Source organism: Streptomyces sp. 3-6, assembly GCF_056323165.1.
This window is the reverse complement of record NZ_JBWHZP010000013.1, coordinates 166,677-187,896: the sequence shown is the minus strand read 5'-3', so window position 1 is coordinate 187,896 and position 21,220 is coordinate 166,677. Positions and strand designations below refer to the sequence as shown.

Genomic DNA, 21,220 nt, shown 5'->3' with positions numbered 1-21,220 from the left:
CGCGACCACCGCACCTTCGAGACAGCCATGCCCAGGACCAGTGTCACAGGGGCATGACGCCCTCACGGAACGTCACCGCCCCCGCTTGACAATGTCATTGGGAGTCTCCCAACAGCTTCTGAACGAAGGCCAGTGACTCCGACGGCGTGAGGCCCTGCGCCCGCAGGATGCCGTACCGCTCCTCGTACCCCCGGACCACCGGCCGCTCACTGTAGAGGTGGCTGTGCTCGTTCACCTCCACATAAGCGATCCTCTGCGCCTTACCCGTCTCCATCAAGGTGAACGGGCCACCCATTCCAGCGTGTTGGCGCCGGTCCGTTGGCATGACCTGGATCTCGACGTTGCGTTGCTGACCGTAGAGGAGGATCTGCTCCAACTGGGCCCGCATCACCGCCCTCCCGCCCAGTGGCCGACGCAGAGTGCTCTCCTCGATGACGAAGCTGATCGTGGGCATGGGCATGCGCGAGAACAACTCCTGGCGAGCCAGCCGGGCGGCCACGCGCTGGTTCACTGTGTCCTCGTCCAGCAGGGGGCGCCACATCTCGAACACCACCCGCGCGTACTCCTCGACCTGCAACAGACCCGGCACAGCCTGGTTGGCATAAACATGCAGTTCAACCGCCTCCGCCTCCAACTTCGCCGCGTCCCGAAAGAACGACGGATACCGCGCCCGAGCCAGTTCCTCCTGCATCACCGCCAACAGCCCGCCGGCCTCCAACACCACATCCGCCCGCTCGATGAACTCCGGCTTCGGAATCCGCCGCCCCAGCTCCACCGACGCAACCATGTCCTCACCGTAACTGAGCTTGGCGCCCAGCTCCGCCCGCGTCAGCCCCCTGCTCGTCCGAAGCAACCGCAACATCTGCCCGAAGCACCGCAGGATGCCCGTCTCGCTCTCACCGTGAGTCGTCGTCACCGGTGACCTCACCTCGCCCACCCGCACAGTGGTGCCGCCCGCACCACACCCGGCCATCACTCACAGCTCACTCTAGAGACACGCACCGTAGCCTTCGCGGCCCCTTGGCCCCACTTCCCCCGTACCGGGGACGAGCGCCCACCCTCCCCGTACAGCCCCCGCCCGTACACGCCCTGATGCCAGGCCCCCGGCCCCGCCCCGCTGGCCTACTGATCGGCGATGACCCGCACGCTCATCCGTGCCTCTTCCGCCTGCCGGAGGAGGAGGGTCGGTCTGCGTCCCTGCAAGTGATCGGCCGGGCGTGCCCTCCAGGAGCGGCACACCTCGTCGTCGTGGTGCGGGCGACGTCGGCCAAGGGCTGGGTGCGAGGGGAACGGACCGCCCGGGAGGTCGATTGCGCGGCGCGGTGGGCCTTCACGCCCCGCTGGACACCCACCGCGCCACCGCCGCCACTCCCAGCACCACGGCCGGTACCGCCCACGGCCACCGCATCACCCGCCGCACCGAGGGTGCCAGCCACAGTGCTCCCACCGCGCCCGCCGAGACGACGGCCAAGGCACTGGCCAGCTCGATCCCGCCGTACGCGGCCTCGTCCCAGTCGCCGTCCGGACGGGTGTTGACCGCCAGCCAGAGGAAGAACGCCGACACCAGGGTCAGCAGCACCACCGGCACGGCGAGGATCACGCGGAGCAGACGGCGGTCGTCGTCGGGGTGGTGCGGGCGGTCGTCCACCGGGTGACGGGAGTGACCGATGCTCTGCCTGTCTCCGGTGTGCGAGGGTTTGGAGGACTGCATCAGCGGATCGCGTTCCTTGCCTGGTCCAGTTGACGGGCGAAGTCCCGGCCGTAGCGCTGCGCCTGGTCGTTCTCCCAGTACGGTCCCCCGTTGTACCGCGCGGCGAGCTCCTGTTGCTGCTCCACCGTCATTTCCTCCGGGGGTACGTCGGCGAAGTCGCTCTCCGCTTTGAGCTGAGCCAGGTATTCGGCGGCGATGAAGATGTTCTGGCCCGGCTCCTGGAGCGACTCCTCCACGATGGTTCGCTGTTGACCGGTGAGGTTCTCCGGGTCGTAGCCGAGCACCTCGGCGCCACGCCGTACCTGGATGGCGATCGGCCCGAAGGACGTCTCGTCGGGGTCACCGCCCAGTCGTGACGGCAGGTTCTCCGACGCGATGGGGCTCAGCGGGGAGTCCGCTTGTTCCCGGAGGGTGTCGGTGATGTCGTCGAGTGGGCCGGGCTGGCCGGCGATCTCCTTCCAGGCGATACCCGCCACCATCGACGGCGGCAGCCCCGAGTTCTGCGCGGCGGCCTTGATGATGTCCTTGTTGGCCCGGATCCATTCGGTCTTCTCCTGGTCACCGGAGGGCGGAATCCAGTAGCTGTCCGTTGCGCTCGGCAAGGAAGCGAGTTGTATGCGGATGCTCTGGAGCGTCGGGGAGACCGGCTTGTCCCCGGCCGTCGGGTAGTAGTCCTGCTTGGGACCGCTGCCCGGCAACCGGGTCACCGGGTTACTGCTCGCCTCGGCCGCCTCGCGCCGGAGGTCGGGCATGGCAGCGGCGACGTCCACCCGCTCGGTGAGGAACACCTGGAAGTCCGGCAGCAGGTCGTACGCCTGCTTGACCTCGTGGACACAGAGGGCGCGGGCCTCCGCCTCGGTGGTCCGCGCCAGGTCGAAGTCGCCGCCCGCCGCATCGTGCAGCCGGTTGGCCTCGTCCCGGATGTCGTCGACGTCCATGGTCAGCTCCGCGAGGAAGTCCAGGACGCCGGTGGTGGCGCGCATGTCCTCCCACTGCCTCATCGGCTCGGCCTCCTGAGCCGTGCGGGTGATCGCGGTGCCCTTGGTGTGGATCAGGTCCGCGAGCGCCTGCTCGTTGACCAGACCGTTGGAGTAGTACGCCTTCGCCACCGTCAGCGCCTCCGCGTAGCGGCGCAGCGCGCCCGCGGCGTGCCCGTATCCCTCGGCGAGCTCGTCCACCACTCCGAGAGGCGGGCTGTGTAGTGCGCGCTGCCTTTGCTGCGCCACTCGGTGTGCTTCTCCGCCCGCTCCGCCGCGGGAGCGACAGCCGTCAGGAGCGTCTGGATGCGGCCGAATTCGTCCGCGTTGCGTTCCACCAAAGGCGGGTTGCAGTTCTCCAGGAACTCGACGTCCTTGCGGTAGCTGAGGCCGTCGCTCATCGCGTGCCCGGCGAGACGTAACGGCCGTCGAGCACGGTCTCCAGGAACCGGCGGGCGGTCTCGTCCTCGATCTCCGCGAAGTCCCCGCCGACCGTCCGCAGTCGGGTCGACAGCGCTGCGAACAAGGCCATGGTGTCCAGGAACTGGTCACCCGCGAACTCGGCGAAGCGCTCCACCTGACGTGCCACGTCCTCGTGCGTCCTGGGGTTCCGCGCCAGGGTGGTCAGCTCGGCGTCCGGGCGGCCTTCGTGCAGGAGCCCGGCGATCTCCACGAGCAGGTTGGAGTTCCCGTTGATGGAGTCGGCCTTTGCCACCAGATCCGGCGCCCCTCCGCCAGAGTCTGCCGGCAACTGGTTGAGCTGCATGCCGCCCTCGGCCTGCCGCGCCAACGCATCGGCTTTCAGCTGCGCCCATTCCTGCTCGAAGGACACCCCGTCTCCTTCTGTCCCCATCTGAATCTCTCCACGTGTATTGACGCCCTGTGGGCCGAAACAGTTCAGGAGAAGTGGGAGGACCCGTATCGGTCATCTCGCCAAGACGCATTCCAAAGTGATCTGTTCCCGGTCCGGCAGGGGGCTCCCCGTGTCGGGGGCCAGCGCCCGCCGTCGCCCGCGTACGACCCCGTGGTGAGCACATGCAGCATGGCATACCGTGGAACCAGCCACTCGAGGTGCGTCCGGCTGGCGGGATCTCCGGTCAGCCCGTCGTACCATTCGCTTCGACTCGACAGCGGGAGCGCGCTCGATGCCCAGGACCACGCAACTGCGTACCTACACCGTCCGGGACGGTCTGCTCGACGAGTGGGTGGAGCGGTGGCGCAGTGACATCGTGCCGTTGCGCTTGGAGCTGGGTTTCGAGATCGGCGGGGCCTGGGTGGACCGGGAGCGCAATCAGTTCGTCTGGCTGATCTCCTACGAGGGTCCCGAGACCTTCGCGGAGCGCAACGCGCTGTACTGGGCGTCGCCCGAGCGCAAGGCGATGGGCCTCGATCCGGACGACTACCTCGTGCACACCGAAGACCGTACGGTCGAGCAGCGCTACTGACCGCCCGCCGGGTCCGGCGGCAGCAGGTGCTGTCGCCGTTCCTCCTCGTCCAGGGTGCGGAAAACCCGTCCACGCGCCCGCGCTTCCAGCCGGTCGTAGTCCGGGTTCGCCGGCCACACCCGCGCGGTCCCGTCGGCGGACGCCGTAAGCAGCCGCGTACCGTCCTCGGACCACTCCACCGACATCACCTTGTCCCGGTGGACGCCGATGACCGCGAGTTCTTCGAGCGTGGTCGCCGACCAGAGCCGTACGGTCCGGTCGTCCGATCCGGTCGCGATGCGACGGCCGTCCGGCGACCATGCGAGGGCGCGTACTCGTCCCTCATGGCCCTTCAGCACGTCGATGCGGCGCCCGGTCGTCGCGTCCCACACGGCGGCCGTCCAGTCACCGGAGGCCGTGGCCACCCGCGTCTCGTCGGGCGACCAGGCCGCGTCCTCCACGTAGTTGTCGTGGCCCCGGAGCACGGTCAGCTGGCTGCCGTCGGAGGTGTCCCAGAGGCGGCAGGTGCGGTCGTCGGAGCAACTGGCCAGCTTCTCTCCACTCGGAGACCAGGCCACCCGCCCCACCCAGTCCTGGTGCCCGGTCAGTTTCCGTAGCTCCGTGCCGTCGACGGCCGACAGGACGCGTACGGTGCCGTCGTGGCCTCCGGTCGCGATCCGGCGGGCGTCCGGGGACCACGAGCAGCCCTCGACGGGCGCACCGCGCAGGTCGAACACCGTGCCGCCGGCGCCGTCCTGAACGCGGAACAGACCGTCTGCCGTGCTGAGCGCGATGCGGTCACCGTGCGGCGCCCATGCCAGGCTCCACACCCGTTCGCCGGGCGTCGTCACCGGCCCCGCGGGCGCGCCGGAGTCCGCGCTCCAGATCCGGGCCGTTCCGTCGTCCGAGGCGGTGGCGAGACGGGTGCCGTCGCCGGACCACACGGCCTGGTTCACCGGCCCGTCGTGCCCCCGCACGAGGACGGACTCGGCTCCCCGCGGCTGAAGGTCCCACACCCGGCCAGTGCCGTCCGTCGACGCCGTGGCGAGTTGCGTGCCCGACGGCGACCACACGACGGTCCACACCGTGTCGGTGTGCCCGCGCAGCACCGCCACCTCCTTCGCGTCCTCGGTGCGGACGATGCGGACGGTCCGGTCGGAGGAGGGCGTCGCGAGCAGCCGTCCGTCCGGTGAAAAGGCCGGGTTCCACACGTAGTCGGTGTGGCCGCGCAGCAGGAGCCGCAGTGCCCCCGTGCGGGCGTCCCAGATCCTGGCGGTGTGGTCGCCGGACCCGGTGGCCAGGCACGCACCGTCCGGTGACCACGCGATGCCCTCGACGAACTCGGTGTGGCCGGTCAGCGTCGTCGTAACCGTTCCCGTCGCCAGGTCCCAGACGATCACTGTCCGGTCGTGCGACGCGGTGGCCAGTCGCGAGCCGTCCGGCGACCAGGCCACCCCCCAGACATCCCCCGTGTGGCCCCGCAGTTCCTGTACGAGTTGTCCGGTGTCGGCCTCCCACACCCGTGTCACCTGGTCCTTGAAGGTGGCAGCGATCCGAGACCCGTCCGGCGACCAGGCCACCTGCCGGCCGATGTCCCCCGCGCCGGTGAGCTGCCGGACCGGTTCACCGGACGTGACGTCCCAGACGCGTACGACCTGGTCACGGCCGGCGGTGGCCAGTCTTACCCCGTCCGGGGAGAAGGACACCGACTCGACCATGGCGCCGTCGCACGGCAGCACACACAGCTGACGCCCCGACTCCGCCTCGTACACGCGGGCGGTGGCGTCCCTGGAGGCGGTCGCCAGCAGCCGCCCGTCGGCGGACCAGGCGATGTCCCGGACCGTGTCCGCGTGCCCGTCCAGTCTGACCCGGGTGTGCCCTGCGGCCAGCGCCGCCATCAGTCCGCGCCGCGCCGCCGGTGTCGGCGCGCACTCGCCGAGCGCGGCCAGGGAGAGGAGCAGTGCCCGCTCGGGCTCGGTCCCTGCGATCGTGAGCACCTGCCTGCCGATGCTGTCGGAGACACGGCTGAGGAAGGCCAGGTCGCGGCGTTGAGACGCCTCGACGAGCGCACGGGCGGGCGCCGACGCCTGCCCTGCCTCCTCCAGCGCCACCAGCCACCTCTGCGCGACGGCGAGGCGTTCTCCGGTGAGAAGGTAGTCAGCGCTGTGTCCGGACCGTTCCCAGTCCGCCGCCCACCGCTCCAGTTCGGCTCGTTCCCGCAGCCGTTCCGCCCGCGCTTCCACCTCCTGACGCAAAGGCGCCCACTGACGGAACAACGCCTCGTGCGTGACCTCGGCGTACGCGTCTCCCGCCATTCCTTCCGCGGCGTCGGAGCGAATGAGGCGCGCATCGATGAACGCGTCCACCACGTGCCGCTCCCGGTCGGTCAGTTCCGACAGCCGTACGGGACGGCGGGCGAGTTCCTGTTCCTCCAGCGTGACGAATCTCAGCAGCACCCGCAGCGCGAAGTCGATGCCGTCCGGGGTGCTGAGTGCCGCCACGGTACTGTCGGCCTGCCTCGCGAGCGCTCCCGCAACGCCCCCGAGCTGCCGGTAGGTCTCCTCGGTCACGGTGCTGCCCGGACCGCAGGCGAAGTACAACTCCTGGAGGAGATAGGCGAGAAGGGGCAGTGCGTCGTCCGTGCCGGTGTCGTCCACGATGGTCTCCACGAGACCGGGGGCGAACGACATGCCCACCAGAGCGGCCGGTTGCTCGACCACCTGCGCGAGCTGGGTTCTGTTCAACGTGCCGAGGGCGATCGGGTGTTGGAGGAGCTGCGCGTGATCGGTGCCCAGCAGCCGTCCCAGCAGGTCCACCCGGCATGTGGCCAGGACCCGGACGGAGGGTTCCTGCCGCAGGCACGCGTGCAGCGTCTCCAGGAACTGGGCCCGTTCTCGCTCACTCGCGAGTGTGACGAGTTCCTCGAGCTGGTCGATGACCAACAGCACTCGCTGGAACTGCCCGCCCCGCAGCCGCGACAGCTCACCCCCGAGGCTCTCCGGCCCGTGCCGCAACCGTCGCAGCACAGCACCAGCCGATTCCTGGCCGCCACCGGCCACGGCCAGAGAGGCTGCCAGGGCGTGCAGCGGGTTCGCCCCCGGCGAGAACGCCGGAACGATCGTCCACCGGCGCCGTCGCAGCCGGGGCAGCACCCCGGCCCGTACCAGCGAAGATTTGCCGCTGCCGGACGCCCCGGTCAACAACAGGAACCGAGCAGCGGGACCGGGCGCCGAGGCGTGCAGCCTCCGCGTCAGCTCGCCGGCCTGCGCCTCCCGGCCGAAGTAGACGGCCGCCTCGTCCTCGCTGTACGCGTCCAGCCCCGGGTACGGAATACGGTCACGGGGCCACTCCGCCCGCTCGGGCGTCGGGTTCTCCAGCCGGTACACGACGACCTGCCCGATCACCATCGCGACGATCAGCAGCCCGATGGCCGGCACGGACCCCCGCCGGATGACCTCCAGCGCCCAGGGCGCCTCATCCGTACTGGTGGCGTAGTTGGTGGCGATTCCGAGCAGGCAGGCGACCAGCGCCAGCAGAATTTGAAGCACCACCTGCAAGCGATGCCTCATAGAGCACCGGACCTCTGCAGATCCGCTCGACACCCGCGCAGCACTGCGACGCCCCCGTCTTGTCCGTCCGTCATACCGCTGTGAGTGCGCTCCGTGCACCCGGCCCACAGTGAGCGCCTGGGCAGGGGACGCGGGAGAGCAACGTGAACATGATCCAAGGCTGACCGGGTGGGAAACAAGGAGGCGTGAGGAAACCAGCCATACGACGTACCGCCCGGAACTCCTGTGGCTGGCCCCTGCGGCACAGCATCAGCGCGGCACCGAATCCGAGCAACCATCGGTCGTGGGCCGGGTGCCCCTGTAGTTCAGGCCCGCCGGCGGTGTACTCGAACAGCTCGGTGCATCTCAGGACGACCGTGAAGGCGTCCAAGACGGGTGCCTGGCGATGGGTGTACTACGGCAACACCACCACCGGAGCCTCGAAGTCGTCCGGGGACGAGGTCGTGGTGAGGTGATGTCCGTGCTGCCGGCGGGCCGGTGGGGGCCGCGTCGACGGTGACAGCTGCACCGGTCCAGTCGTCGGGTCCGCGGTGATCGGTGGGCGCCCTGCGTCCGAGCCGGCCCCGAACGCGTCCGCGGCGCCCACCGGTCACCCGTAGCTTCCGTTGCCCAACCCGCCTCCGATCGCGTGACGAGGCGTTACTGTTGCGCCGCAAGGGGAGGACGTCGAGTGGCCGGTGGGCTGCTCGCGGAAACAACGCGTGGAGCCGGCAGCCGGGGCGGGGACCCCGCTGTTCGGCGATCGCGCAACAGTCTGGGGGAGAGCGCGCCATGACGGACGCGACGACGCACGCTGCCGCTACCGGGCCGGACGAACCGGTCGACGCCGGCGAGACCGCCGAGGCCGCGGACCGCGCGTGCGTCGAGCAGGAGCAGGCCGAGATCAAGGACTTCGTCAAGGGGCTGAGCGCCGACGACATCAAGTCCGGCAACTGGTTCACCAAGCTCGCCGCTCACGCCATGAACGCGTACACCGAGAAGGTCGACTGGCAGTACTTCCAGGATCGGTACGCGGGTGTGCCCGCCGACGTGATCGTGGATCAGCGGATCAAGATGGCGGCCCGGTACGCCGCGCTCGAAGGCGGGCTCTCCGCCGGGGCGTACACCGCGACGGTCGCCGCCACCATCGGGAGTCTCGGGGGTGCATCCCCGGCGACCGTCCCCGCGGCCGTGGCGACCGTGATGGTGGACGTCGCGTTCATCTCACAGCTCCAGCTCCGCCTGGCCTACGACGTCTCCGTCCTCTACCGGGTCCCGATCGACGTGCACGACCCCGAGGACCTGTGGAAGCTCATCCGCGTGGCCCTCACCATCAAGAGCGGGGAAGCCGCCAACAAGACCGTGGTCAAAGCGGTCCCGGTCATGGTGCGACCACTGGTCAAGCGCTTCTACTCGACGTCGGTACTCAACGCCGGCAAGGCGCTCCCGGTCATCGGGCGGCACCTCCTGCAGCGCAACGTCATCAAGATCGGTATCCCCCTGGTCGGTGTCCCCCTCGCCGTCCTGCTGAACCGCTACACGACCCTGCTCGCCGGCCGGCACGCGCGGGCAGTCTTCCGGAACGAAGCGCGGGTGATCGAGCTCGCCGAGGGGATGAGCCGGAGCAGCCGGCACCCGCGGTTGCTGCTGTGGATCGCCTGGTACGTCATCAGGGCGAACGCGAAGACCAAGGCCAAGATCAACGACGACCAAGCACTGCTGATGAGGCATCTGGTGCGGCTGGTCCGCGAGCAGCACGGTGTGGTCGACGAGCAGCTCGCGCACGTCGTCGACATCGACCCGGCCGACGTCTGGACGCGCGTGGACGCCGAGCAGGGCGATCTCGGAGACGTGCTGGAGGCTGCGGAGCGCGTGGCCGCCGTGGACGGTGACCTCACGTCCCGCGAGAAGGAAGTCCTCGCGGAGCTGCGGGAACGGTGCCGCCGGGACTGACCTCGTCGCCGCCCAGCAGCACGCTCGCGGGCCCACTCCCCCGCCGCGGTCCTGTACAGCACCCGGCCGTACAGGCGTCGCTCCTGGTGACACGCCCGGCACGGCCGCGACGCTGGCCGCATGCACACACCGCTCTCCCCTCCCCCGGGCTCCACGGGAACCACCGAGTTCACGATGTCGTTCACCTCGACCCCGCGAGGTGCCCGGCTGGCGCGGCTCTTCGTCGCGCACTGCCTGGACGCCTGGGGCCATCCCTATGACAGCGAGGTCAACGAGACGCTGACGCTGATCACCGCCGAGCTGAGCGCCAACGCCGTGCAGCACGGGCGGGTGCCCGGCCGGGACTTCCACGTCCGGCTGGCCGCCGAGGCGGACGGCGGGCGACTGCGCGTGGAGGTCTCCGACACCCGCGCCGAACGCCGGCCTGCCGTCGCCGCGCCCACGGGCCTCGAGTCCGAGTGCGAGTCCGGCCGTGGGCTTCTCCTCGTCGCCGCCCTGGCCGACGACTGGGGCGTCACCGAGCGCAGTTGCGGCCCGGGCAAGACGGTGTGGGCCACGGTCGGCACCACTACGGGCAGCCGCCCCGGCTCCCTCCGCTGGGCGCCCGCCGGAACGCCCGCAACCGGGCCCGGGTGAACCGCGCCGTACCCCTCGGGGGCAACGCCAACGCTTCCTACGTGGATTGCGGCATCGTGAGTCGGGCAGCGACGGAGGCGAACCAGCCGCTGGGGCCGTACGGAGCGGGGGGATCGACTTCCATTCCCAGCTCGACGGCGGCCAGGGCGCAGTCCGACTCGTCCAGTTCGAGGGCGAGTAGTTCGTGCAGCTCACCGACCAGCCGGGCGACGAGCTGCCGGTCGGTGGTCGTCCGGTAGTCGTCGACAGCGATGTCGTGGTCGTCGAATTCGTCCGGCATGTCCTGGGAGAACCATCCGCCGAGGAACTGCGCGAGCTCGGGAAAACGCGACTGCCACTCCCAGCGGGTCTCGGGCACGGCCGGGGGCGGCACCGCGCCGTCCGTGATGCTGTGCCCGATGTGGTCCGCCAGGCAGTGGAGCCATTGCTGAATGTCGCTCTCTGGCAGCCCCACATCGGGGAGTGCGTAGAACTCCCCGAGCCTCAGGCGCAGCCGTCCCGGTGGGTGCTCCGCGTACTCACGCACCTGTCGCTCTGCGACGGCCAGCGCCCACGGCCGGGTGTGCCAGGTGTGTCGCAGGTAGGCGATCAGCGCCCGGCTCGGGCGTTCCGGCGTGTCGTCGGCCGGCTGTCCGGCGTAGGCGCGGATCACCTGGTCCAGCTCGCCGTACCGGCGGTCGTGCTCTCGGGGGCTCAGGGGCATGGTGATCAGCCTCTACGGGTCGCTACAGGTAGATGGGGAACGTGGCGTGCACGACGAAGCCGTGCGGACGGGACGCGTCCCGTTTCAGGACCACACGGGCGGCCCGTACGTCGATGGGGCCCCGGCCGGCGAGCATCATCGCCTGCAGGAGCACCTGTCCGACAGGCTTGGGCCGGGAGGGCCAGGAGGCCTCGATGGTCAGTCGTGCACGCGTGGATCCGGCCAGCCAACGGTGAATGACCTGCTCATTCTCGGTGACGACTCGCTGGGTGGCCCACTGTGCCGTTTCGTGGTCGGGGTAGGTCGCGCTTCTCGTTCGCATCACAGTGGGACCCTCACCTGGCGTCGAACGACCAATAGACACCGACCTCTTTCGATGAGACGACGATGAAACCGAAGTCGCCGATGAAATCGGTGAGAGGGCTCCAGCCGGTGACACCCTTGGAAAGATCCGGCGACGAGGATTCCCCGGCCGCAGAGATGTTGGCGTAGCACGAGATCCCATCTCCGTACCGGTGAAGTACAGTTCGAGCGTCAGCAAATGCCACCCTGGTCTGTTCCTCCGTTCCGACCGGGCCCCATTCATATGTCATCTCGACCAAGAGGCGAACGGCTGTCTCGGCCGTCACCGGGCGGAGCCGTCTCTCCAACTCCTCCTCGGACAGGGGGATGAAGGGGTAGGAAGGCCGACTTGCGGTCCGCTCCTGGTCGTTTTGCCTGTCCCAGTCCAAGGTGATCCATCCACGAGGATCTTCGACTTCTCGATTCATCACCGCCAGAGTGTCCTTCTGCCAGCCTGCGCTGGTTTTCGGGCCAGTTGCAGCGAAGGTGTACACGTCATCCAGCAGACGGACGACCGCGTCCTCCCACACCACTCGGGTCATGGTTGAGATTCTCCTTTCGACGAACGGTCACAGCGCCGGCATGGACGTTACGACCACGAAGGGCGGATCAAGGTTGGGATCGTACTTCAAGCGTGTATCGATGTTCTTCACGTCAATGGACTTGACGTTCATTCCGCCCTCCTTGAAGCCTGTCATGGGATCGGACGGATCGTACGGCTGCTTCCGCACACTGACGCCGGTGACTTCTCCATCGGGCCCGGGCCCAACGAATTTGATGTACTGCTCGCTGGGGTCGGGCGGGCCGTCCAGCCACGCCTTGATCTCGGCGGAATGAGCATCGATGTTGTACTGCGTGTATTTCTGCGCGCTCTTGAGGTCGGTGAAGCTCGAGGCCCCTCCGATTCTAGGTTTCCCGTGCACCCAGGATCCGGTCGGATCGTCACCCTGGTCACGAAGGCGCTGAGCGAGTTGCTCCGCGCTCTTGCCGACGTGCCTGTCCACGGTGTGTCCGCCGCCAAGCCATTCGCTGCTCGCCAGATCAATGCGGTAGACACCCTTCTTGGTCTCCTCCGGATCGGTCCAGCGGTGCTCGGACTTGAAGTCGTTGAGGGCCCTCATGCCGAAGCTTTCCGCCCGTGCCTCCTGGGCCTCGAACTTCGGGGCGCTCCGGTGCGCCTCGTCCAAGGGGCCCATGAGCGCGTCGAGCTTCGGGACGAGTGCGTCCACCCGTCGGTTGTACTCGTTGACGATCGCGTTCAGTTTGGCCGTGTCCATGTTCAGGACGATGCCCTGGCCCAACTGGGTCGCGCCCTTGACGGCACCCTTGACCAGACCCACGGTTCACTCTCACCGTGAGTCGTAGTCACCGGTGACCTCACCTTACCCACCCGCACAGTGGCACCGCCCCGCCGCAGGCACCACATCCGTCCGTCACTCACAGCTCACGGTAGTGACACGCACCGTGCATTTCGCACCACTTGACCCCGCTTCCCCCTTACCGGGTACGCACGCACGCCCTCATCCCGTACAGGACGCGCTTGTACAACGGCGGGGAGTATCTCCCCTCCCCCTGCCCCCGTCGGGGAACCGGCAACGGGCAGAACCACCCCGGCTGCCGCCCCACCCACTCACGCGGCCGCAACTCCCGTCTCTCTCCCACGGATTGCTACCCTCCACGTCGGCGGACGTCGCGTCGTTTACCCGCGAACCGGGGCGGGGAGGAGCGGGGTGCCGATCATGTTCAGGGGGAAAGGGTGCGGGGATGCTGACCGAGTCGCTCATAGCGCTGGCCGCGGCCGGAGGGACCGCCGTCGTACAGGCTGCCGGGACGGAGGCGTGGGAGGGCGTCCGGAGCGGCGTGGTCCGGATGTTCCGGGGCCGTCCGGACGGCGAGGACGACGTGGAACCCGACCTGGAGCGCACGGCGCTGCTCCGCGCGTCGGACGACGCGGAGGAAAGCAACCGTCAGGTGAGTCTGTGGGAAGCGCGTTTCACCTCCCTGCTCGATGACGCGGACGACCAAGTACGACAGCAGGCGGAGGCGGAGCTGAGGCGGCTGGTCTCCTCGGTTCCGGGAGTGGCGGACCGGTACCCCGCGCTGCACGTCCACGGCAACACGTACGACAAGTCCCCCCAGCAGTACGGCAACCACAACCACATGCAGATCCACTACGGCTCCGACGCGTGAAGCGCGACGCCGGTGCCCCGGACGGTCCGGGCCCGACGGGGAACACGTACCGCAACAGCCCCCAGCAAATAGGGGACCGGAACATTCAGGTCAACACCTGGAACCTGCCCCGGGAGGGCGGCGTCCAGGTGGTGGGACGGATGCCCGACGTCGGCCCGTGGGTCGACCGGGAGGACGAGGTCCGGCAGATACTGGCCCGGCTGAACCCCCGCCGCGGCACCCCGGGCCCGATCGTCGTCCACGGCCCCGCGGGCGTGGGCAAGACCCTCCTGGCCCGGGCGGTGGCACAGGAGGCGAGACGTGCCGGGCGGCGCTGGTTCAGCGGCGAGCTCTTCGTCGACGTGGACAACCGGCCCGGCGACGCGGGGACGGCCGCCGACACGATGGGCCGGGCGCTGCGCATGCTGGCCGTGGCGCTGGACCTGCCCCTGCCCCGGCCGGGGACACCCGACGAACAACAGGAGTTGTTCGACCGGTACCTGATCGCCCACGCCAAGGCGCACGGCAAGCCGGTACTGATCGTCGTGGACGGCGCGACCGCGGCCGAACAGGTCACCCCGTTCCTACCGCCCGCCGGGACCGGCCGGCTCCTGGTCACCAGCCGCCGGCAGTTGGCCTCGCTACTGGACGAGCACGCGGCGTTCCACGCGCTCGACCCGCTCGCGCCCGCCGACGCCGTGGAGCTCCTGCACGCCGTCGTCGGGCACGCGCTCAGCAGGGACCGGCGGGTCGCCGAGGACCCCGACAGCGCGCGGGCGGTGGCCGAGCTCTGCGACGGCCTGCCGTTCGCCCTCATGCGGGCGGCACACCAGCTCGTCACCTGGCCGGGCATGTCCGTCGGCAAGCTCCGCGACAGACTCACTGACTCCGCGAGCAGACTCGCCGAACTGGACACCGGGGACCGGAGCGTACGCTCGGCGCTCGACGTGTCGTACCAGATGCTCTCGTCCCACGCCCAGGGACTGCTGCGGCTCCTGGCCCTCCACCCCGGGCCCGACATCGGCGTCCACGCCGCCGCCGCCCTCGCGGGGGTCTCGCCGCTCGTGGCCGCCAGGCGGCTGAGGGAGCTGCACGAGCTGCGTTTCGTCGAACGGAACACCGGCTACGACGGGTACCGCTTCGAGTCCCTGGTGCTGCTGTACGCCCGGGAGCGCTGTCAGGAAGTCGCCGACAGGGAGCGGGACGCCGCGTTCGTCCGGCTCATGGACCATTACGCGGTGACGGCCTGGAGTGCCGCCAAGTTGTTGCCCGGTGTCGGCCGCCGCCTCTGGACGTCGGCCTACGGGAATCCGTGGAAGGCACGGGCGCCGCACTCCGAGGCTCGCGCCCTGGCGGGCATGAACAGCACCGGATCCGCGCTCGCCTGGCTGGACGCGGAGCGGCCGAACCTGGTGGCCGCGGTGGTCCGCGCCCAGGAGCACCGGTACACGCGGGTGCACGCCGTGTCCCTGGCCCTCACCCTGACGCCCTTCTTCGACCTGCGCAAACACTGGGACGACTGGGTGCTCACCCATGAAACGGCGGCCCGCTCGGCGCGACATCTCGACCTCCGGGAAGAGCAGAGCCACCTGCTGCTGGAGGTCGGCCGGGCGTACCACCAACAGGGGCTGCCGTGCGAGGCGTTGGCCCACTACCGGACATCGATGGCCGTCGGAACCTCCTCGAACGGCCACCCGGACACGGCGCTCCCCCTCCTGTACCGGGCGCTGAGCGAGCTCGACGAGCCCTCGCCACCCGGGGACGAGGTCGTCGCCGCCCTGGAGAGCGTGCTCGAAGCATGCGAGCGGCGGCCTGCCCCGACCGCCCTGGAGTCCGCGGGCGGGATCGCCGCGCTCCTCAATCACCTCGGCGTCATCGAGGCCCGTCGCGGAGACGACCGGCGGGCCCTCGCCCATCACGAGCAGGCAGTCGAGCGCAGCAGGCGAGGCGGGGACGGACGCGACGAGGGCCAGTCGCTCCTGCACCTGGGCAACGTCCATCTGCGGACCGGCGATCTGTCGTCCGCCCGGAACTCCTACCAGCGGGCCTTCCGGGCCTTTCCGGAGGAGGACCGGTTCGGCCGGGGGCAGGCCGCGTACAACCTGGGGCTCGCCTGGGCGGCTTCGGGTGACGCCCGCGAGTCACGTGACTGGCTGGAGACCGCGATCCGGCACTTCTCCGAGGTCTCCCCGGACGCGACGCGGCACGAGGCGAGGACGCTGGAGCGACAGGCACGCGAGACACACCGGGGCATCCGGCGTCTCTTCTTCCGGCGCGCCTCCCTGCGGCGCATCCCGGTGAAGCCGCTCAGCCCGCTCGCCGTCCTGCCGCCGGTGGGCGCACTCGTTCTGGACGACGTCTCCCCGGCCGCCCCCGGCGGTTCCGGCTCGGCCTTCGGGGGCTGGTTCCCGGACGGCCACGCGGCCTCACACGGCCTGCGTGAACCGTCCCTCCCGGATGACATCGCGCTGACGGCCCTCGCTCCGGGCACCGCGACGGACGCGGTAGAGCCCCCCGCCTCCCCCCTCCCCCTCGACGGGGCGGAGGAACGCCCCGCCCCGAAAGCCACACACGGCCACGTCATCGGCGAATCACCCGGCCACGGCACGAGCACCGGCGGCCACCGCTCATCCACCACCGCCGGCGGCTACGACTCCTCCTCAAGCGGGTCCGGCGGCTACGACTCCTCGTATGCGTCCTCGTCCCCCTCGGAAGAGGGTTACGGCTCCTCGGACAGTGACGGATCGGATTTCGGCAGCGGGGAGAGCAGCGGGTCGGGCTACGGTGACGACGACTCCCACCAGAGCCTGTGACTCCGAATCTCGGCTCGCGCTCTGAGAAGCGGGCGGCGACGGCCGCACGCTTCCCAGGGCGCCGCTCGTAGCAGCAGCGGGCGAGGGGACTGACTGCTTGGGCAGCCCCTGCTTGCCGGCGGGCCGCCCGCCCGCCGTGCCCGTCCTCAGTCGACCTCCAACACGCGTGCAGTGGTCCGCTCGGCAAGCTCGCGGACGCCGTCGGCGGCGTTGTCCGAGAGCTCGCCGAGTACGGAGTCGGCGGCGGTGAGGAGGACGCGGGCCTCCTCGTGGCGGCCCGCTTCGGCCAGGGCGAGGGTGAGCCGGTAGTGCTCCTCGGCGATGAAGCGACCGAAGTTGACCCGCTGCCAGTGGCGCAGGGAGTCGTCGCCCGGGGCGGCCAGGGGATCGCGTACGGCGGCCAGGCTGTCCACCGCCTCCGACAGCCGGCCCGCCTTCCGCTCCAGGCGGGCGAGGGTGCGCCGGGCCGACGCCCGGTCCCACGCCCTCTCCTGAAGGGCGGCGTACAGGCGCTGGGCGCGCAACGCCTGAGGAAGGTCGCCGAGTTCCTCGAAGTCCCGGGCGAGCCCGCTCAGTGGAGCGGTGGCCAGGGCGCGGGGCGCCTCGGGGCGGCGGAGTCTGCTCTGGTCCATGAAGATGCTGTCGAGTCTGCGGATCAGCGTCACCCGCGCGAGCTCCGTCATCCCCTGGTCCCGCGCCAGGTCGGTCCAGGTGGATATCGGCTCGTCCGACGGGTCCGTCCCGAACATCGACTCGTCGAGCTCCCGCGCCCACTGTCGCAACTCGTCCGCGCTCGCACCCGGTTCCGGCATCCCGCCCAGGCCGCACGCCGTGTCGAAGTCCGTCTCCCGGACGTCGAGCAGCAGCGGCAGATCTCCGGTGTCCCCGTGCAGGCCCACCAGCACGGCCGCCAGCCGCAGTTCGTCCGTCATCGACGACCGTGTCTCGTGCCGCAGCAGATGCCTCAGCAGCTCCAGATCGCCCTCGGCGCGGTCGAACTGCGCGGCCATCAGGGTGATCCGGCGCCGGACCGGGTCCTCGGCGACCTCACGCCATGCCGTGTGGTCGCCCTCCCGCAGACGGGCGAGATCGGCGCGGCCCGCCGCGAGCACGGGCTCCCACACCGGAGGCCCGACCGGCCCCAACAGGTCGTACGCGCACCCCTCATCCGCGTTGAGCAGGACGAAGTCCGGTTCGGTGCGCAACAGTGCCGCGCGCAGTCTGCCCACCAGCTCGACCGGGGAGCGTTCCGGAAAGCCGAGCGCCGCACGGAGTTCGGCCCGCTCCTCGTCGATTCCGTAGTGCTCCCGGATCTCGTCCTCCGTCTCCGCGACGTACGCAAGGATCTTCTCCTCGCCGTCGTCCGGCGACAGACGTGTGCAGCCGCGCCAGCCGGGCAGGCCGATCACGAGCTCCAGGGCCTCGTCGACGCTGGAGCCGATGATCCCCGCAGCGCCCTCCGAGTCGGCGTACAGCATCGAGCCGTCCGCGCACACGAAGTACGTACCGCCGGTGTCGTCCCCGGCCACCGTCTCCAGCGGCTCGCCCGAGGCGAGGCGGACCTCCTCGACATGGCCGTGGGCGGCACGGTCAAGGTCGAAGTCGAAGGGAAAGGCGGCCAGTTCCGCCAGGCGGCGGTCCTGCCGCAGCAGCCGTAGCGCGTGATCGGTCATGTCGCGGAAGGTAACACCACACAAGGTCGGCACCGCCTTCACGGCAGTCACATCCATGCCGGTCGGCCGATCTCGGGTCGAGTGTCATCCGGACGGGGAACGGAGCGGTGCGGACCGTGGCCTGCGCGTTGTGGTTCGCGAGCCCGCGCACCCGGCGGGGACGGTCCGATGCGCCATCGTGATCAGCGGGCGTACAACTTCGTATGGGTGCCGGGTGTCTTCAGGGCACCGGAGGGCTGGATCTCCGGCGCCTTCCGTACGAAGACAGGGGATCAGGTGGGGAAGCAGGTCTGGAGAGTCGTCGTGGCCGGTGGGGCGGTGGCGGCGTTCACGGCCGTGGCCGCGGTGCCGGCCGGGGCGGCTGAGGGTGGGGTCTCGTTCTCCCGTGTCCAGGTGAACGGCGGCAAGTCGATCGTGATCGGGGTGTCGAAGGAGGTCGCGGTGCCCGCCTCCTTCCGGATGACGACCACGCGCAAGTGGAAGTCGCCGATGGTGTTCCTGTACCGGAAGGGGGCCGACCGGCTGATGCACGCCATCGAGACGAGCGACTGCATCAAGGTGAAGTCGGGCGTCTGCGACTTCGACGAGACGATGTACTTCGACCCGAGCATCTGGGACATGCGCAACAGTGAGGCCGGGGCCTGGAGGGTCGGGGCGGAGGTGTTCTTCAAGGGCGGCGGTGCAGACTTCGACGACAAGGGTCTGACGATCCACGTCAAGCGCCACTCCCGTCTCACCGTCAACGCCTCGCCCGAACCCGTTGCCAAGGGCAGGACCATCACCGTGACCGGAAAGGTCACCCGGGCCAACTGGGAGACCAGGAAGTACGGCTCCTACGGAGGCCGCCTGGTGAGGCTGCAGTTCAAGCCCGCCGGCGCCACCTCCTACACCACGGTGAAGAAGGTGTACTCGAACGGCTCGGGCAACCTCAAGACGACCGTGAAGGCCTCCAAGTCGGGCACGTGGCGCTGGTTGTACAACGGCAACACCACCACCGGACCGTCGACGTCGTCCGGGGACCACGTCGTAGTGAAGTGATGACCGCGGTGCCGACGGGTCGGCGGGCGTCGCGCCGACGATAACTGCTGCAACCGTCCGGGCGTCGGGTCCGCCACAATCGGGCGAACACGACGCCTTGCACCCTGGCGGGCCCTCGTCCGGCGTGTGCGTCACGCAGGCAGTGCGTGCAGTTTGTTGCCGTGGAGGGCGAAGACGCGTTCGCCGTCGGTGGCCACCAGCCAGGCGTGGTGGTCACCGGTCCCGTCGTTGAACGTCCAGCGCACGGCACCGGACTTCGCGTCCATGGCGATGATGCCGCCCTTCTTGTCCAGGTCCGTGGCGCCGAAGAGGGTGTCCTTCACCTTGACGTACTGGCGCGGTACCTGGAGACCGGCGTCGGCGAGGGCCTCGGACTTCCAGAGCTGCTTGCCGGTGCGTGGATCGATGGCCCGCAACGTCCTGGCGCTGTCGGCGATGTAGAGCACGTCCTCCACGACGGAGGGTTCCTTGAAGAGGGCGAACTCCGATGCCTCCAAGGCCCACTTCTCCTTCCCGTCGGACAGGTTGAAGGCCTGGAGCTTCTGCCCCTGCGGGACGATCACCAGATCCTCGTGGACGGCGAAGAAGCCGTAGTTCGTCTTGGTCGTCTTGTGCGTCCACACCTGACTGCCGGTGGCGGTGTCGCGGACGGTGAGGTTCTTCTTGAAGTCGGTGTAGACGAGGTGGCGGCCGCGGACGGCGGCGTGGATGCCGTTCTGCATGGTGCCGAGGTCGCGCTGCTCCTTCCAGGCGATCCTGCCGGTGGTGCTGTCGAGGGCCGCGATGACGTTCGTCCTGGACGAGCCGTCGTCCTCGAGGATCTCGGCGACGACGTACACCTGCCCCTCGTCCACCGCGATCGGCCGCGGCTGCCGGTAGCCCTTGCCCAGGTGGCTGCGCCAGGTCTCCTTGCCCGAGGCGGGGTCGTAGCCGATGACGCTGCCGTCGTACTCGCTGCTGGCCAGGTACAGCGTGTCCTTGCCGAGCAGCAGGGGCGCGCCGGGGACCGCGCCGCCGGGCAGGTTCCACTTCTCGCTGCCGGTCTTGGTGTCGAGGACGGCCAGCGGACTGCCGCTGGCGATCACGGCGCCGCCCGCGACCACGAGTTCGTCGTTGTCGCCGTAGGTTTCGGCCGAGGTCGACTTCGTCCACAGCGGCTTGGGGCCCTGGCCGTTCTTGTCGGTGCCGCCGCCGGAGTCCTTGTCGCCGCCGCTCGGCTTGTCACCGCCGGCGTTCCCGGGGTCCTCGACCTCCACCGCGCCCTCTTCGCAGCCGACCGTGCCGGCGGTCAGGGCCGCCAGCGCGAGACCGCCCCCGGCCAACCGCAGCACACGCCGACGGGAAGGTCCCCCGAACATCCCGGACGTTCTGTCGTCCGACGTGTTGTCTCGCATGGCCATTTCGGCGTACCCCCGTGATGCGTCAGAGCGGCAACATGAACAGGAAGGCCCCACGCCGTACCGAACAAACGGACGTACGCACAGCCTTGCGATCAGGAACGTTAACCGGGCTCCTGCGACGCCCACACCGCCAGATCCCAACCGGGACAGCACCGTGAAGCAATCGAGACAACGCGACACCGACCGCACGGGCCCTGGCCCGCGTCCACGCGTACAGCACACTCCCGTACAGGCGTTGCCGCTGGTGACACGCCCCTCGTGGCCACCACGCTGACGGTATGCACAGTCCCTCCCCCCAGCGGCCCCGGCTGCTCTCCCTTCTCCCCATGCCTTCCAACGAGTTCGCGATGGCCTTCACCTCGACCCCGCGTGGTGCACGCCTGGCCCGGCTGTTCGTCGCGCACTGCCTGGACTCCTGGGGCCACCCGCACACCAGTGACGTCAACGAGACACTGACGCTGATCACAGCGGAGCTGTGCGCCAACGCCGTCCGGCACGGGCGCGTGCCCGGCCGGGACTTCCACGTCCGGCTGGCCGTCGAGGCGGACGGGGCGCGGCTGCGCGTGGAGGTCTCCGACACCCGCGCGGAACGCCGGCCCGCCACCACCGTGCCCCCGGCCCCCGACGCCGAGTCCGGCCGCGGCCTGCTCCTCGTCGCCGCCCTCGCCGACGACTGGGGCGTCACCGACCGCCGCGGCGGCCCCGGCAAGACGGTGTGGGCGTCCTTGAGCGTGATCCCACCTGCAACGGAATGACGTCACCGACCGCACCGCCCGACGAGGCCGGCCCCTGATGTCCGCGCCCCGTCTCCTGTCGTGGACGTCCGGGATCCG

18 protein-coding genes are annotated in these 21,220 nt (G+C 69.8%); 7 read left to right on the top strand and 11 right to left on the bottom strand.

The window, feature by feature from the left end:
* Positions 1 to 94: 94 nt before the first annotated feature.
* The 4 genes from AC02VZ_RS18595 to AC02VZ_RS18580 form a co-directional block, all read right to left on the bottom strand.
* Entirely contained in the window at positions 95 to 916 is an 822-nt protein-coding gene (locus tag AC02VZ_RS18595) for a helix-turn-helix domain-containing protein (protein WP_476475902.1), read from the bottom strand.
* 414 nt (positions 917 to 1,330) lie between these two features.
* Positions 1,331 to 1,711 carry a hypothetical protein gene (locus tag AC02VZ_RS18590; protein ID WP_476475901.1) on the bottom strand — a complete coding sequence of 127 codons (381 nt, stop codon included), beginning with the start codon at positions 1,709 to 1,711 and terminating at the stop codon, positions 1,331 to 1,333.
* Positions 1,711 to 2,892: a hypothetical protein gene (locus AC02VZ_RS18585; RefSeq protein WP_476475900.1), complete on the bottom strand. Its 1,182-nt coding sequence runs from the start codon at positions 2,890 to 2,892 to the stop codon at positions 1,711 to 1,713. The genes AC02VZ_RS18590 and AC02VZ_RS18585 overlap by 1 nt, the downstream gene beginning before the upstream one ends.
* Positions 2,893 to 3,085: 193 nt before the next feature.
* Complete coding sequence (locus tag AC02VZ_RS18580) at positions 3,086 to 3,520, bottom strand: hypothetical protein (RefSeq protein WP_432058887.1); 435 nt, start codon at positions 3,518 to 3,520, stop codon at positions 3,086 to 3,088.
* Between the two features lie 313 nt (positions 3,521 to 3,833).
* Here AC02VZ_RS18580 and AC02VZ_RS18575 point away from each other — a divergent pair, with 313 nt between their 5' ends.
* Positions 3,834 to 4,133, top strand: coding sequence for an NIPSNAP family protein (locus tag AC02VZ_RS18575; protein ID WP_432058888.1), 300 nt, complete (start codon positions 3,834 to 3,836; stop codon positions 4,131 to 4,133).
* Here AC02VZ_RS18575 and AC02VZ_RS18570 read toward each other — a convergent pair.
* Positions 4,127 to 7,681, bottom strand: coding sequence for an nSTAND1 domain-containing NTPase (locus AC02VZ_RS18570; protein WP_476475899.1), 3,555 nt, complete (start codon positions 7,679 to 7,681; stop codon positions 4,127 to 4,129). The two genes, AC02VZ_RS18575 and AC02VZ_RS18570, sit on opposite strands and share 7 nt — an antisense overlap.
* 771 nt (positions 7,682 to 8,452) lie before the next feature.
* Here AC02VZ_RS18570 and AC02VZ_RS18565 point away from each other — a divergent pair.
* Entirely contained in the window at positions 8,453 to 9,613 is a 1,161-nt protein-coding gene (locus AC02VZ_RS18565) for a hypothetical protein (protein ID WP_432058890.1), read from the top strand.
* Between the two features lie 120 nt (positions 9,614 to 9,733).
* A complete protein-coding gene (locus tag AC02VZ_RS18560) occupies positions 9,734 to 10,249 on the top strand; it encodes an ATP-binding protein (protein WP_476475898.1) in 516 nt (171 codons plus the stop codon).
* Between the two features lie 37 nt (positions 10,250 to 10,286).
* Here AC02VZ_RS18560 and AC02VZ_RS18555 read toward each other — a convergent pair whose 3' ends face one another.
* Genes AC02VZ_RS18555 through AC02VZ_RS18540 form a run of 4 tightly spaced genes read right to left on the bottom strand, consistent with a single transcriptional unit; the run spans position 10,287 to position 12,634 of the window.
* On the bottom strand, positions 10,287 to 10,952 hold the full coding sequence (locus AC02VZ_RS18555; protein WP_360594334.1) for a contact-dependent growth inhibition system immunity protein: 666 nt from the start codon (positions 10,950 to 10,952) through the stop codon (positions 10,287 to 10,289).
* Positions 10,953 to 10,974: 22 nt separating this feature from the next.
* Positions 10,975 to 11,274, bottom strand: coding sequence for an RNase A-like domain-containing protein (locus tag AC02VZ_RS18550; protein WP_360594332.1), 300 nt, complete (start codon positions 11,272 to 11,274; stop codon positions 10,975 to 10,977).
* Positions 11,275 to 11,287: 13 nt separating this feature from the next.
* Positions 11,288 to 11,836: a hypothetical protein gene (locus tag AC02VZ_RS18545; protein ID WP_360594330.1), complete on the bottom strand. Its 549-nt coding sequence runs from the start codon at positions 11,834 to 11,836 to the stop codon at positions 11,288 to 11,290.
* Between the two features lie 27 nt (positions 11,837 to 11,863).
* A complete protein-coding gene (locus AC02VZ_RS18540) occupies positions 11,864 to 12,634 on the bottom strand; it encodes an RNase A-like domain-containing protein (RefSeq protein ID WP_476475897.1) in 771 nt (256 codons plus the stop codon).
* 424 nt (positions 12,635 to 13,058) lie between these two features.
* Between AC02VZ_RS18540 and AC02VZ_RS18535 the strand changes: the two genes are divergently transcribed.
* On the top strand, positions 13,059 to 13,484 hold the full coding sequence (locus AC02VZ_RS18535; protein WP_432058280.1) for a hypothetical protein: 426 nt from the start codon (positions 13,059 to 13,061) through the stop codon (positions 13,482 to 13,484).
* Positions 13,481 to 16,276 carry a tetratricopeptide repeat protein gene (locus AC02VZ_RS18530; protein ID WP_476475896.1) on the top strand — a complete coding sequence of 932 codons (2,796 nt, stop codon included), beginning with the start codon at positions 13,481 to 13,483 and terminating at the stop codon, positions 16,274 to 16,276. Before AC02VZ_RS18535 ends, AC02VZ_RS18530 begins: the two co-directional genes overlap by 4 nt.
* Before the next feature lie 146 nt (positions 16,277 to 16,422).
* Here AC02VZ_RS18530 and AC02VZ_RS18525 read toward each other — a convergent pair whose 3' ends face one another.
* Positions 16,423 to 17,949, bottom strand: coding sequence for a hypothetical protein (locus AC02VZ_RS18525; protein ID WP_432058282.1), 1,527 nt, complete (start codon positions 17,947 to 17,949; stop codon positions 16,423 to 16,425).
* Positions 17,950 to 18,225: 276 nt separating this feature from the next.
* On the opposite strand from AC02VZ_RS18525, the gene AC02VZ_RS18520 reads away from it, so the two are divergent.
* Positions 18,226 to 18,987: a hypothetical protein gene (locus AC02VZ_RS18520; RefSeq protein WP_432058307.1), complete on the top strand. Its 762-nt coding sequence runs from the start codon at positions 18,226 to 18,228 to the stop codon at positions 18,985 to 18,987.
* Between the two features lie 131 nt (positions 18,988 to 19,118).
* On the opposite strand, the gene AC02VZ_RS18515 is transcribed toward AC02VZ_RS18520, so the two are convergent.
* Positions 19,119 to 20,387, bottom strand: a complete 1,269-nt coding sequence (locus AC02VZ_RS18515) for a PQQ-binding-like beta-propeller repeat protein (RefSeq protein WP_432058283.1) — start codon at positions 20,385 to 20,387, stop codon at positions 19,119 to 19,121.
* Positions 20,388 to 20,713: 326 nt separating this feature from the next.
* On the opposite strand from AC02VZ_RS18515, the gene AC02VZ_RS18510 reads away from it, so the two are divergent.
* A complete protein-coding gene (locus AC02VZ_RS18510; RefSeq protein ID WP_476475895.1) occupies positions 20,714 to 21,142 on the top strand; it encodes an ATP-binding protein in 429 nt (142 codons plus the stop codon).
* Positions 21,143 to 21,220: the final 78 nt, after the last annotated feature.

Bases quoted from the DNA above. Each gene is read 5' to 3' on its own strand.
- AC02VZ_RS18575 (WP_432058888.1), top strand. From the start codon at position 3,834: ATGCCCAGGACCACGCAACTGCGTACCTACACCGTCCGGGACGGTCTG.
- AC02VZ_RS18525 (WP_432058282.1), bottom strand. From the start codon at position 17,949: ATGACCGATCACGCGCTACGGCTGCTGCGGCAGGACCGCCGCCTGGCG.
- AC02VZ_RS18570 (WP_476475899.1), bottom strand. From the start codon at position 7,681: ATGAGGCATCGCTTGCAGGTGGTGCTTCAAATTCTGCTGGCGCTGGTC.
- AC02VZ_RS18550 (WP_360594332.1), bottom strand. From the start codon at position 11,274: ATGCGAACGAGAAGCGCGACCTACCCCGACCACGAAACGGCACAGTGG.
- AC02VZ_RS18560 (WP_476475898.1), top strand. From the start codon at position 9,734: ATGCACACACCGCTCTCCCCTCCCCCGGGCTCCACGGGAACCACCGAG.
- AC02VZ_RS18555 (WP_360594334.1), bottom strand. From the start codon at position 10,952: ATGCCCCTGAGCCCCCGAGAGCACGACCGCCGGTACGGCGAGCTGGAC.
- AC02VZ_RS18590 (WP_476475901.1), bottom strand. From the start codon at position 1,711: ATGCAGTCCTCCAAACCCTCGCACACCGGAGACAGGCAGAGCATCGGT.
- AC02VZ_RS18565 (WP_432058890.1), top strand. From the start codon at position 8,453: ATGACGGACGCGACGACGCACGCTGCCGCTACCGGGCCGGACGAACCG.
- AC02VZ_RS18510 (WP_476475895.1), top strand. From the start codon at position 20,714: ATGCCTTCCAACGAGTTCGCGATGGCCTTCACCTCGACCCCGCGTGGT.
- AC02VZ_RS18535 (WP_432058280.1), top strand. From the start codon at position 13,059: ATGCTGACCGAGTCGCTCATAGCGCTGGCCGCGGCCGGAGGGACCGCC.
- AC02VZ_RS18515 (WP_432058283.1), bottom strand. From the start codon at position 20,387: ATGGCCATGCGAGACAACACGTCGGACGACAGAACGTCCGGGATGTTC.
- AC02VZ_RS18545 (WP_360594330.1), bottom strand. From the start codon at position 11,836: ATGACCCGAGTGGTGTGGGAGGACGCGGTCGTCCGTCTGCTGGATGAC.